The following is a 12,908-nucleotide window of genomic DNA, read 5'->3' as shown; positions in this document are numbered from 1 at the left end:
ATTGTGGGATATCGATGGAGATTAAGATCACCTCAAATACCAGAAACGAGCTTTTAAGCCGTAATGAGGTTGCGTTTACCGCAGTATATGACGGCGCAACCCCAGCCCGTGCAGATATCGGAGCAAAAATCGCAGCAATGCAGAATACCCCGGTCGAAAGTCTGATCCTCTCTTCCCTGAAGGGACGCTTCGGAACCAAAGCCGTTACCGGCGTTGCACGCATCTATGACTCTGTTGACGCACTGAATGCAACTGAGCGTGCATTCCTGATTGCCCGCGGAAAGCCAAAGGCAGAAAAGGAGGAGTAATATCATGGCAGCAAAGAAGAAGGCAGCAAAGGAATCCCAGAAACGCAGTGAACTTTACTCCGTTGATGGACAGGGAAAGGCAACCACCGCTCACCGCCACTGCCCGCGCTGCGGTCCGGGAGTCTTTATGGGCGAACACTCTGACCGTTTCGCCTGCGGTAAATGCGGATATACTGAGTTTAAGCAATAAAATACATTATTATGCCCGAAACAAGGGTTCTTGGCATTGAAGGAACAGCATGGAACTTCAGTGCCGCTGTTTTTGATGAGGATCTGGTCTGTCTTGAATCCTCGCCGTACGTACCTCCGCACGGAGGAATTCATCCGCGCGAAGCTGCCCAGCATCATGCGGCGGTCGCTGCTGATGTGATTGGAAAAGTTCTCGAAAAAGCCGGAGATGATATCGATGCGGTCGCGTTCTCGATCGGGCCGGGTCTTGGTCCGTCACTGCGGACAGCAGCGACTGCGGCACGGTCTCTTGCGCTGAAATTCGGCGTTCCGTTAATCGGCGTGAACCATTGTGTTGCTCATGTGGAGATCGGACGCTGGTACACGAAGTTTTCCGACCCGATTGTGCTCTATGCATCAGGTGCAAACACGCAGGTGCTCGGGTTTTTGAACGGACGCTACCGAATTTTTGGTGAAACACTGGACATCGGATTAGGGAACGCTCTGGACAAGTTTGCCCGCAGTCATGATCTCCCGCATCCGGGAGGGCCGATCATCGAGGAGATGGCGAAGAAAGGAAGCTACATTCCGCTTCCCTATACAGTGAAAGGAATGGATCTGGCCTTCTCCGGTCTGATGAGCGCGGCAAAGGAGGCAACCGCACGCGGCGAGTCGATGGAGGATGTGTGCTTCAGTTTTCAGGAGACTGCGTTTGCGATGTGTGTCGAGGTCACGGAACGTGCGCTCGCCCACACCGGAAAGGATGAGGTAATTCTCGTCGGCGGTGTTGGTGCAAACAGCCGCCTTCAGGAGATGCTCAGGCTCATGTGCGAGGAGCGCGGCGCACGCTTCATGGCACCGCCGCGGGTCTACATGGGCGATAACGGTGCGATGATCGCCTACACCGGAAAAATCATGCTGGAGGCAGGCTCCACGATCTCTGTTGCAGACTCTGTGGTGAATCCTGGATTTCGGTCCGATCAGGTTGAGGTGACCTGGCGGAGCGATGCGGGCGAGCTGTTTGCCCCTGGTCAGTCCGAGACTGCGGAGCGCGGAGCAGAAGCCGCCGTGGACCTGACCGGAACCGACGCGGTGAAGACGCGGCTGTCAAAGGGATACCGCGTGCCTCAGCTGGATGCGGCGCTGATTGCGGAGCGGACACGTGCCGAAGCGCGCTGTATTGCTGCAGCGCGCAGGGGAGGCGTGCCGGTGCCGGTGATCCGCGATGTTACGGAGCATACGATTGTGATGGAAAAACTGGACGGCGATGTGCTGAAGTATGTTATCAACGATGCGTACGCATTCGCAGCCGGAGTCTCGGTTGGCAAACTGCACAAGACAGGCATCGTGCACGGGGATCTGACAACCTCGAATATGATCTGGCAGAATGGACGCGTGTATCTGATCGACTTCGGTCTTGCCCAGATGACGGATGAGATTGAGCCGCGCGGTGTAGATCTGCATGTGCTGTTCCAGACGCTGGAGAGCACGACGGCTTCGCCAAAACCCCTGAAGCAGGCGTTCTGTGACGGATACCGCTCGGCATTTGCCGATGCGGATGCGGTGATCGAACGCGAGGTTGAGATTGAGCTGAGGGGGCGGTATCTGTGATCACGGTTGTTACCGGAAACAAAAACAAGGCAGCCGAGGTTGCGGCATTCTTCGCAGGCATTGCTGAAGTGACGCATGTCGACTTCACCTGCATTGAGCCTCAGGCCGACACGGTGGAGGAGATTGCACGCGCGAAGGCAGAGCAGGCATATGCGGCGCTGAACGTGCCGTTAATCGTGGATGATACCGGACTCTTCATTGATGCGCTGTCCGGGTTTCCCGGCCCTTATGCGGCATATGTGCAGGATACGATTCGTAATGCAGGTGTTCTCCGGCTGATGAACGGGGTTGCCGACAGACGTGCACGTTTTGCGACCGCGGTTGCTTATGCGGACGAGAGCGGTGTCCGCGTATTTTCCGGAACCGTTGAAGGAGAGATAACGACTGCCGAACGCGGGACGGAAGGGTTTGGCTATGATCCGATATTTGCGGTGGGCGTGAGCACGCTTGCCGAGATGTCGATGGAGGAAAAGAACAGCCTGTCCCACCGCGCCCGTGCTCTTGCGGCGTTTCGTGAGTGGTACATAACCTCGCGATGAGCGTAATGGTTAATATGACTCAGCACCCACATTATAGAACTCAATATAACGGGGTTATTCATAGATGAGATTCCCAGAAGCAGAGGCAAGACTTCTTAATGTACAAGTTTGCATGAAATGCAATGCACGTAACGCTTTCCGCGCAACCACCTGCCGCAAGTGCGGCTCAACGTCCCTTCGCCCGAAGAACAAGGAACGCAAGGCATAATCTTCAATATTTTCGGTGCGGTTTTTCCGTCACCGTTCAATTTTTCCTTCAGTCTGTTTTGAAAATGTTTTTTTGTAAAGAAGAGTTACGTGATGTGATTCTGATGCATGTGGCTTTGCTTGGAGTAACCACGATTCGCATGCCTGTGAATCGTGGTTACTTCAAGTGAGTTCTATACAAAAAAAAGTTTAGACCGAGTAGTAGGCCACGCGCTTTCCCTTCTCCCGATACTCGCCCGCATAGGTGTCAAGATTGCGCTTGTAGCCGATTCGGTCAACAAAGCCGAGCTGCTTAAGCTCTTCGCGCACCCGCATCACATCCGCTTCGTCAGACCAGTCTGCGGTGAACACATAGATGACTTTGCGTTCGTCGTACGAGTCATCATTCTCCTTTGCGGTGCTGACCTTTGCACCAATGCCAAGAGTTCCAAGAACGGTTGCGTTGCGAACCTTCTGCCATGCGGCATCAATTTCTTCGGGCGGTAAAAATATCAGCCACTTACCTGCTTCCTCCGCACCCGAAACGCCGGTAGCAACACCGGGGCGGTCCTGTTGTATCCAGTAGGACCGGGTGGTTCTGGTTGGAACGATGCCTTCGCCTGCGATATAGAGTGCGGCAATGTCTGCGGCTGTTCCAAGAGCAGACAGTGCAGAAACCAGCGGGGGATAAGTGTCTTCAAAGATAGTTAGACAGGATGCACAGCGGTCGATCAGATCCGCACCTGCCTCCACCTCACGGTAGAGACAGGTATCCTCCTTTTCCAGTTGCCGCTCCATGAAGATGGTAAACATTCCGAACGCCAGATCAGTCAGTTCCTCTGTCATGATCTCTTCTTCGGTCTCTGTGACTTCGTCTTCGAACATGATTGGTGAACTATTGTATCATTTCGATACATCTTTAGATTTCGTATTGGCGCGTCATGAACAAAAATGAAAAGCCTTTCGTATTGCGAAGACACGAAACATATTATCCCGAGCGTTCTATTACTTAGATACAATGATATGGAAGCGTGACTATGGTCTCATTGCCCGTCAGATTCTGGCATGGGCTGTTATAGGCCTTATCTACGTGGTACTGTTCTCCGTGATCGGCTGGTGGCTTGCCGGAACCGGCATGTTCGGCTCGTACTACCTGTATATGATCATCGGAATGGCAGGAGTTATGGCGCTCGTCCAGTACTTCCTTTCCGACAAGCTGGTGCTGATGTCAACGAAGGCCAAGGTTGTCACCGAGGATGAGGAGCCGAAGCTGTATGCGATGGTAAAAAAACTCGCTGATGAGGCGGACCTTCCGATGCCGCGCGTGGCAATTATGCCCTCGCCGGTGCCGAACGCATTTGCAACCGGCAGAAGCCCGAAGCATGCGGTTGTTGCCGTGACCCAGGCGATCAGAGGCATTCTGACCGATGAGGAACTGGAGGCTGTGCTTGCCCATGAACTGGCGCACGTGAAAAACCGCGACATGCTGACGATGACGATTGGAAGTTTCCTGGTTTCAATCGCAGCGATGATCATCAACAATGCCTTTATCATGGCACTTCTGAGCAGCAACCGCGACAGCGAGAACGGCGGCGGCATTATTGTCTTCATTGTTGCAATGGTAGTGATTGTTATCGTGTATATTGTTGGAACAATGGTTACGATGGCAATTTCCCGGTACCGTGAGTTCTCCGCAGACCGCGGCAGTGCCTATATCACCCGCGATCCGGATGCACTGATTCGTGCGCTGAAAAAGATCTCCGGTAAGATGGAGACGATCCCGCCGGACAAGAAGCGCGAGATTTCTGCAGAGAATTCATTCTATATTATTCCGGCAATCTCCGGCGAGTCGGTGATGGAGCTGTTCTCTACGCACCCGCCTCTTGAGAAGCGTATTGCAAATCTTGAGAAGGTTAAGATGGAGATGCAGGGATACTAATCCCTGATTTTTCCGGTTTTGCCCATAAATGGGTTTATCGATAAACACTGTTCGACGCTGATCGCATTTCAGCCCACGGAAAAACGGAACACACGGAGTTTCACCGAAAAAATATCACGGAGTAGACGTGAACATCACGGAACTCAGATTTGAAACGATATTTCTGTGATGTCCACGTCTGCTCCGTGATGTTTTTTTTTCCGTGAAATTTTCTGCGTGTTCCATTTTTTCGTGGGAGGTCAAGAACTAATAGGCAACACCGATTTTTCCTTTGAGAGAAAAATCCGGCAGATTTAATTACTTCAAATATACACCTATATAACGCAAGGCACTGATGGTCTAGAGGCATGACTTTGGCCTTCCAAGCCAATAGCCCGGGTTCGAATCCCGGTCGGTGCACTCCCTTTTTGTGGGTTTTTCTTTGGACTCGTGGTCTAGTGGTATGACGTCTCCTTCACACGGAGAAGGTCAGGAGTTCGAATCTCCTCGGGTCCATTCGTTTTTCAAAATCTTCAAAAAAATATCTTCACATTATTTTTCTGAATTGTCTGTTGGATGAAACTTAAGGAAAAAAATACTGGTGTGTATCACACCAAAAAATATCACCGATAGTAGGCAACCAGCGACTCAAACAGCTGCATCATGAACTTATCAGGGACATTGCGGTACAGTCCCTCGCCCACACGTTCCGAGTGCCCCATTTTACCGAGCACGCGGCCATCCGGTGAGGTGATTGCTTCAATTGCCATGAAGGAGTTGTTCGGGTTGAAGTGGATGTCAGATGTCGACTGGTTATCGAGGTCGACATACTGCGTTGCCACCTGACCGTTTGCGATGAGTGCTTCGACGACGTCTGCGCCTGCGAGGAAACGTCCCTCGCCGTGTGAGATCGGGACCGCGAACACGTCGTCCACGTTCACGTGCGACAGCCACGGTGACTTCACCGAGGCGACACGTGTGCGCACAATCCTTGACTGGTGGCGGCCGATGGTGTTGAAGGTGAGCGTCGGTGAGTTTTCATCCACGTCAACGATCTCGCCGTACGGAACAAGACCCAGCTTGATCAGTGCCTGGAACCCGTTGCAGATACCGCAGATCAGACCATCGCGGTTCTTCAGCAGATCATGCACCGCATCCTTGATTTTTTCGTTGCGGAAAAATGCGGTGATGAACTTGCCCGAGCCGTCCGGCTCGTCGCCGCCGGAAAAGCCGCCCGGAATAAAGATCGCATGCGATCTGCGGATGGCTTCTGCCACAGCGTCGACAGAGTTTGCGGTGTCTTCTGCGGTCATGTTGTTGATGACGATGACCTCAGGAACAGCACCGGCACGTGCGACAGCCTTTGCGCTGTCATACTCACAGTTCGTTCCCGGAAACACCGGAATGAGAACGCGGGGATTTGCAACACGGACACGCGGCTTTGCGGTGTTTCGGTCGCGGAAGGTGATCTTTGGAATCGCTGCAGACTCTTGAGAGATGTTGCAGGGGAACACCGACTCAAGCTTTGCCTCATACACCTGCCGGAGGTTTGTGAGCGAAATAGTTTCGCTGCCGAGCCGGAGTTCCGGCACGTCAGTTGTCATGCCGAGAAGCGTGCCAACCGCGTCCGTGCCTTCGTCAAGCTCGAGAATGAACGAGCCGTAGCGGTAGGAGAAGAGGTCGGCGAGGGGCACACTGTCAGCGTACGAAAAGCCGATGTTGTTGCCAAGAGCCATCTTGAAAACTCCTTCGGCAATGCCGCCGGTAACCGGTGTCCAGCAGGAGAGGACCGAACCATTTCGCATCAGCTCAGTTGCACGAGAGAATATTTCCAGAAGCGAGTCTGTTGTTGGCAAACTCTCTGCATCGTATGCAGGAGAGAGAAGGACCACGCGGTGGCCGGGACCTTTGAACTCGTTTGAGATGATGTTTTGGATTTTTTCTGTTGTCACCGCGAACGATATCAGGGTCGGCGGGACATTGAGCTGCTCAAACGAGCCGCTCATCGAGTCCTTGCCGCCGATAGCCCCGATGCCAAGACCCATCTGAGCCGAGAGTGCGCCGAGCAGGGCAGAGGCCGGTTTGCCCCAGCGTTTCGAATCGAGACCCAGTCGTTCAAAATACTCCTGAAACGACAGGTAGACATCAGAGAACTCAGCGCCGGTTGCAACAAGCTTTGCAACGCTCTCGACGACCGCGAGGTACGCGCTGTGATACGGACTCTTCTCTGCAATTGCAGGGTTGTAACCCCATGCCATTAAGGAACAGTCATCGGTGTCGCCGCGTTCAACGGAAATCTTTGTGACCATTGCCTGCACCGGCGTCTGCTGATACTTTCCACCGAACGGCATCAGAACAGCACCGGCACCAATGGTTGAGTCGAACCGCTCGGAGAGTCCGCGTTTGGAACAGATGTTTAAGTCCCCCACAAGTGTGGAGTAGTTTTCGGTGAATGTTCCTGAAAACGGCTTTGTGAATGGTTCCGGCACGGCGAGATCAGCAGAGATGTGTTTTTCCACGCCGTTTGAGTTCAGGAACTCGCGGGAGATATCAACGATCACGTCATCGTTCCATGTCATTACGACACGCGGCTCAGCAGTCACCTCGGCAACGACTGTTGCCTCAAGATTTTCCGCATGGGAAAGCGCGATGAACTTTTCAGCATCAGCTGCTGCGACGACGACAGCCATTCGTTCCTGCGACTCGCTGATGGCAAGCTCGGTGCCGTCAAGGCCGTCGTACTTTTTCGGAACCGCGTTGAGATTGATCGAGACGCCGTCAGCGAGTTCGCCGATCGCAACCGAGACGCCGCCTGCACCAAAGTCATTGCAGCGTTTGATGAGTGTGGATGCGGCAGGGTTTCTGAACAGACGCTGGATTTTTCGTTCCTCAGGAGCGTTTCCTTTCTGCACCTCGGCACCGCAGGATTCGAGGGACTCGGCTGTGTGGGATTTGGAGGAGCCGGTCGCACCGCCGCAGCCGTCCCTGCCGGTCCGGCCGCCGAGGAGAATTATTTTGTCGCCCGGAACAGGGGACTCGCGGCGGACGTTTGCGGCCGGCGCTGCACCGATGACGGCTCCGACCTCCATGCGTTTTGCGACGTAGCCGGGGTGGTAGAGTTCGTCCACCATGCCGGTTGCCAGACCAATCTGGTTGCCGTAGGAGCTGTAGCCGGCTGCCGCGGTGGTGACGATTTTTCTCTGGGGGAGTTTGCCTGGGAGGGTCTGGTCAACCGGCGCAAGCGGGTTTCCAGCACCGGTCAGACGCATGGCCGCGTATACGTATGCTCTGCCGGAGAGCGGATCGCGGATTGCGCCGCCGATGCAGGTTGCGGCACCACCGAACGGTTCGATCTCGGTCGGGTGGTTGTGGGTTTCGTTTTTGAATAAGAGCAGCCAGTCTTCGTCTTTGCCGTCAACGGTGACGGTTATTTTGACGGTGCAGGCGTTGACCTCTTCGGACTCGTCAAGCTTTTCGAGCTTACCTTCGGAACGCAGATATTTTACGGCGATGGTGCCGATGTCCATGAGGTTGACCGGTTTGGTGCGGTTGATTTTTTTGCGCACGGAAAGGTAGTCGTCGAAGGCTTTTTGGAGGAGCGGGCTTTCTGTTGTTACGGAGTCGAGGGTTGTCAGGAAGGTGGTGTGGCGGCAGTGGTCTGACCAGTAGGTGTCGATCATCTTAATTTCGGTGATGGTCGGGTCGCGGCCTGCGGTTCTGAAGTACTGCTGGCAAAAGGCGATGTCGCCTGCGTCCATGGCAAGGCCGAATGATTTGACGAAGTCAGCAAGGCCTGCGGCGTCGAGACTGCAGAAACCGGTCATGACGGAGACTTTCTCCGGGGCTGCGCAAACAAGTCCAAGGGTTGCAGGGAGTTCGAGGGATGCTTCACGGCTTTCGATCGGGTTGATGACGTATTTTTTGATGGCGGCGAGGTCGTCGTCGCTGATGTTTCCGCCGATGACATAGATGCGTGCGGTTTTGATGATTGCGCGTTCTTTTTGGGATATCAGCTGGATACACTGGGCTGCGCTGTCGGCACGCTGGTCGAACTGACCGGGGAGGAACTCGACGGCGAAGATTCGTTCACTGTTCCGGAGGGGGACGGCGTCAGAGACGATGTCAAGCTGGGGTTCGGAGAAGACGGTGTGTTTGGCGTATTCGAAGAGGTCGCGGTCGATGTTGTCGGCGTCGTAACGGTTGATGATCCGAAGCGTTGTGATGTTTTGCATGCCGAGCAGTGTGCGCAGCTCGCCAAGAACTGCGTTTGCTTCATTGGCAAGAGCCGGTTTTTTCTCAACGAATACTCTGAAAACCATGGTTAATTCCTTTTGTTCGTCTCCGATATGGTATATATTATAGGAAGAGAGAGGAGTTATTAGTTTGCTGTTGGGTGAAGCGGGGAAGAAAAAATTATTGGAAAATAAACCAGTTCACCCGAAGCAGACCCAGCGATCATAAATCGGATCGCGCTCATTCTCCCATATCTCAAGATCGTGATCAACCTCATGCGCCCAACCCTTCACCCACTGCGCCTCCTCCTCAGTTGCAACCGTGATAAGCGTCTCCGCAGTAATCCCTGCAAGCTCCTCAACAATCGGCCGCCACAGATCCTGCGTATACACATACATCTGGCCGAACATAATTCCAAGACCCCGGTCCGCGTCCGGCAGATATGCCGACGCAACCGTCCCGTCAATACAGACCGTCCCTTCCGGCGTCAGGCGGCCGGACGAAAGACCCAGCGCAAGCAGTGCAGGATCATTATCATACGCAAGCGGAACACCGCCCATCTCACGAACAATCATCGAACCAATACCCGAACCCGCGCACGCATCAAGACAAAGCCCCGGAGCAGAATTCCCCCAGACCTCATGCAGCAGATCGCGAACCTTCTCAATCCGGTCACCCGGCAGATCCTCACGGGCAGGAGCAACCTCCGCAAGAAGAATCTCGGAAAAATGTGCACGCAGCGCATCATCAATCGCAGATCGCGGCTCCTGATAAATATCACCATCAGCCGCAGAAAACAGCGCAAACTCCTGCTCGGTAGGACTCCGGAAACACCAGCTCGTCCCAACCCACTCATCCTCAGCACAAACAGCAAACAGCACCGGATTCTCCAGATCATCAATCAGCATCCGTGCGCCGCCAGACTCCAGCTCCGCCTCACAGATCAGAACGCCCGGCTCACCATTATTCACCAGCGACGCATAATCAGGCTCTAAAAACCGGAGAGAATCCAGCTCCAGCATTGCAGAAATGGCACTCATCCCTTCTTCTCCTCAAACCGTCCGATCGTCAGACCCCCGGGCGAACGAATAATCCCGCTCACCAGAGCATCCTCATGCAGCCAGACCTTCTCGCCTGAAACATCGCCAAGAATATCAGCACCCCGCTCAATCCGAACCGAATGGCCGATCACATCACCGTGAACCGCAGTCCGCTCGCCGACCTTCACGCGGCGGACCGCATGAACACCGCCGAACAGCGTCACATCATTGTGCAGAACAAGAGACTTCGCCTTAATGTTTCCATGCAGACGGGAGCTTGAACCAACCTCCATCGGGGTTGAGACCGAGAAGTAACGGAGATCCATCGTCGTCCGCGGCGGAAGCACAAGCGGCTCACTGTTCGCTTCCGAGATCATCGCATTCACCGTCTTCTCCACCTCGGCCTCGTTGTCAAGATGCAGCATCGTCATCACATACAGCAGAAGATAAAGAATCACCGGCATCGGATTTCTGATGCTGATGTCGCCGAACGCCTTGAACTCCTTTTCGATGAAAACATTATCGCCGATATCAAGATTCCCGCCGACCGTCAGCTTGCCGTGAACCTTTACCCCCTCTCCGAGATACGCATCGCCGTTGCAGATGACCGTTCCGCTGATCTCGCAGAAGTTATCAATTCGAAGATCCCCTTCGGCAACAACATCACCGGTCAGCTTACAGAACTCGCAGATGACGATGTCGTTGCCGTAAAGACCGTAGTCAATGTCGCAGTGATCGCCCACGAGAATATCGTTCTTCGTTTTGAGGATGCGCTCCTGCAGCTCGGTTTTATCCGGCAGAATACACTTCTTAAACAGCTCGGCGGTCGCAATCGCCGCAACCGCAGACTCCTCGCGGTACGCTGATCCGGTCTCCGTTTCAGGGACGCACTCAGGTTGTTCCTCAATTTCTACCGCAGGTATTGCATCATCCTGGGAAAGCTCCGCTTCGGGAATGGGTTCTGCGACGATGATTCGTTTTTTTCCTTCTGCCATTGCTTCACCCTGTCTTATAAGTAATATCGTTATGCGCCGTACTTATGGGTTTTGTCAATGAGATCAAGAAGGATCGGCATGAGATCACCGCCCGAAATCCGGCACAGAGCGCCGGCCGCGCAGGAAATTTCATCGTACGCGGTGACGCGGTCGACTCTCGTGCCGTCGCCGCGGATGATCAGCGGGACAGGGTCGGCGCTGTGCTCTTTAATGGTGCACGGTGTTGAGTGGTCACCGCAGACGGCGATCATCAGCCCCGGCATCTCCATGAACGGCCGAAGTTCCTTGTCGATCTTTTCAAGGAAGTCCTTCTTTTCGGCAGCCTTGCCGTCATGACCGTACTCGTCTGCGTTTTTGATATTGAAGAGAACAAAGTCCTGCGTTGCAAACTCGTTAAGAACGAGTCTGACCTGTTCATCAAGCGAAGTGTCAGGATTCACCGGAACACGTTTGAGACCAACCGAACTGCCGATGCCGGCAATAAGGGCGGCTGCGGCAACGACACTGCCGGAGAGTCCGTGACGTTCCTCGAACGGTTCGTAGACGCCCATGACCCCGCTTCCCCGGATGAGGATGGTGTTCGCCGGATTTTTGCCTGCGGCTTTGCGGGCAAGGTTGACCGGATGATTCTTCAGAATGTTTTCTGCCTGACGGCAGAACTCGTTGCAGACCTCGGCGGTGAACAATGCCGAATCAGTGTCAGAGCCTTCGGAATGAATGGTCTTGGGCGGAATGCCGGTGATTTTGGGGTCGTTGCTGGAGACGTCAGCCGAGAGGCCTTTGCCGCGAAGGGCAAGAGCCGCACGGTGGCCGGTGCCCGGCTCGAACTCGATGGTGACTCCGTATTTGCTGAGGTCAACACCGTCGCGGACTGCTGCAGATATCTCGGTGGTGTCGGCAATTCTTCCGGCGCGGCGGTCAATCACATTGCCCGCATCGTCAAGAGTCGCATAATTGGCACGGAACCCGATCATGCCCGGCTCCATCTGAATGCCGCAGCCTGCCGCCTCCAGAGGTCCGCGGCCGGTATAGTATTGCTGGGGAGGATAGCCGAGGATGCTTAAGTGGGAGGTGTCTGAGCCTGCACGGATTCCCGGGGCGACCGGGTCCATGATACCGCAGATGCCGGTTGCGGCAAGTTCGTCGAGGTTGGGAATGCGGGCAGCCTCGAGCGGTGTTTTTCCATCCAGACATTCGCATGGACGGTCACCCACGCCGTCGATGATGAGAAGAAGTATTTTGGATGCTGTCATTACCAGAACTGTTGGACGGGTAAGACTAAGTGCATTGTGTTGTGTATGAAAACGATCAAAGAAAAACAGTAGCGAGGAATGGATTTGAACCATCGGTCTACGGGTTATGAGCCCGTCGGGATCTCCTGACTACCCCACCTCGCTTCTAATGCTTGGGATAACATATCCGCCGTGTGCAGATAAATAGGTTTCTGTTTTTTATGAGTCGCCCACGATTCGCATGTCTTCGTCATAGCTCCGCCCACGGAACACACTGAACACACGGAAATTTCACAGAAAAACATCACGGAGCAGACGTGAACATCACGGAAATTTAAAAAAAAGTTTCAAAAATTATTTTGCGAGAGTTCGAAAATATTTTTTTGAGTGAGAGTTACGTGATGTTTTTTTTCGGTGAAATTCAGTGGCCGTCCGCTTTCACAAAATATTTCTGAAAAAAATTTCAAAAATTATTTCGTGAGAGTCTGAAAATATTTTTTTGAGTGAGAGTTCCGTGATGTTTTTTTCGGTGAAATTCTGTGGCCGTCCACGTTCATAAAATATTTTTGAAAAAAATTTCAAAAATTATTTCGTGAGAGTTCGAAAATATTTTTTTGAGTAAGAGTTCCGTGCTGTTCACGTCTGCTCCGTGATTTTTTTCCGTGCCTATTCCGTGTA

General features: G+C 53.5%; 11 protein-coding genes and 3 tRNA genes. 8 read left to right on the top strand and 6 right to left on the bottom strand.

The features are described 5' to 3' along the window. Positions 1–14: 14 nt before the first annotated feature. The 5 genes from McpAg1_RS06440 (at position 15) to McpAg1_RS06420 (ending at position 2,834) form a co-directional block, all read left to right on the top strand. Entirely contained in the window at positions 15–308 is a 294-nt protein-coding gene (locus McpAg1_RS06440; protein WP_338094476.1) for a 30S ribosomal protein S24e, read from the top strand. Between the two features lie 4 nt (positions 309–312). Further along, entirely contained in the window at positions 313–498 is a 186-nt protein-coding gene (locus McpAg1_RS06435) for a 30S ribosomal protein S27ae (RefSeq protein ID WP_338094475.1), read from the top strand. Positions 499–509: 11 nt separating this feature from the next. Beyond that, on the top strand, positions 510–2,087 hold the full coding sequence (locus tag McpAg1_RS06430; RefSeq protein ID WP_338094474.1) for a bifunctional N(6)-L-threonylcarbamoyladenine synthase/serine/threonine protein kinase: 1,578 nt from the start codon (positions 510–512) through the stop codon (positions 2,085–2,087). Continuing rightward, entirely contained in the window at positions 2,084–2,626 is a 543-nt protein-coding gene (rdgB, locus tag McpAg1_RS06425; RefSeq protein WP_338094473.1) for an RdgB/HAM1 family non-canonical purine NTP pyrophosphatase, read from the top strand. Before McpAg1_RS06430 ends, rdgB begins: the two co-directional genes overlap by 4 nt. Positions 2,627–2,690: 64 nt before the next feature. Continuing rightward, positions 2,691–2,834, top strand: a complete 144-nt coding sequence (locus McpAg1_RS06420) for a 50S ribosomal protein L40e (RefSeq protein ID WP_338094472.1) — start codon at positions 2,691–2,693, stop codon at positions 2,832–2,834. A 188-nt stretch (positions 2,835–3,022) separates the two neighbouring features. Here the strand turns inward: McpAg1_RS06420 and McpAg1_RS06415 are convergent, their stop codons facing one another. Continuing rightward, entirely contained in the window at positions 3,023–3,697 is a 675-nt protein-coding gene (locus McpAg1_RS06415; RefSeq protein WP_338094471.1) for a putative phosphothreonine lyase domain-containing protein, read from the bottom strand. A gap of 133 nt (positions 3,698–3,830) precedes the next feature. On the opposite strand from McpAg1_RS06415, the gene htpX reads away from it, so the two are divergent. The 3 genes from htpX (at position 3,831) to McpAg1_RS06400 (ending at position 5,246) form a co-directional block, all read left to right on the top strand. Continuing rightward, positions 3,831–4,751, top strand: a complete 921-nt coding sequence (gene htpX, locus McpAg1_RS06410; RefSeq protein WP_338094470.1) for a zinc metalloprotease HtpX — start codon at positions 3,831–3,833, stop codon at positions 4,749–4,751. A 328-nt stretch (positions 4,752–5,079) separates the two neighbouring features. After that, positions 5,080–5,150, top strand: a tRNA-Gly gene (locus McpAg1_RS06405). 24 nt (positions 5,151–5,174) lie between these two features. Beyond that, positions 5,175–5,246 (top strand) — tRNA-Val (locus McpAg1_RS06400). A gap of 107 nt (positions 5,247–5,353) precedes the next feature. On the opposite strand, the gene McpAg1_RS06395 is transcribed toward McpAg1_RS06400, so the two are convergent. The 5 genes from McpAg1_RS06395 to McpAg1_RS06375 form a co-directional block, all read right to left on the bottom strand. Beyond that, positions 5,354–9,049 (bottom strand): phosphoribosylformylglycinamidine synthase, encoded by a 3,696-nt coding sequence (locus McpAg1_RS06395; protein ID WP_338094469.1) that lies wholly within the window; start codon positions 9,047–9,049, stop codon positions 5,354–5,356. Positions 9,050–9,163: 114 nt separating this feature from the next. Further along, on the bottom strand, positions 9,164–10,003 hold the full coding sequence (locus McpAg1_RS06390; RefSeq protein ID WP_338094468.1) for a hypothetical protein: 840 nt from the start codon (positions 10,001–10,003) through the stop codon (positions 9,164–9,166). Beyond that, positions 10,000–10,998 (bottom strand): acyltransferase, encoded by a 999-nt coding sequence (locus tag McpAg1_RS06385; protein WP_338094467.1) that lies wholly within the window; start codon positions 10,996–10,998, stop codon positions 10,000–10,002. Before McpAg1_RS06385 ends, McpAg1_RS06390 begins: the two co-directional genes overlap by 4 nt. 29 nt (positions 10,999–11,027) lie before the next feature. After that, a complete protein-coding gene (gene apgM / locus McpAg1_RS06380) occupies positions 11,028–12,251 on the bottom strand; it encodes a 2,3-bisphosphoglycerate-independent phosphoglycerate mutase (protein ID WP_338094466.1) in 1,224 nt (407 codons plus the stop codon). Between the two features lie 69 nt (positions 12,252–12,320). Continuing rightward, a tRNA-Met gene (locus McpAg1_RS06375) sits at positions 12,321–12,395 on the bottom strand. Positions 12,396–12,908: the final 513 nt, after the last annotated feature.

The organism is Methanorbis furvi (assembly GCF_032714615.1).
GTDB lineage: Archaea > Halobacteriota > Methanomicrobia > Methanomicrobiales > Methanocorpusculaceae > Methanocorpusculum > Methanocorpusculum furvi.
This window is presented reverse-complemented; position numbering and strand designations above follow the sequence as displayed.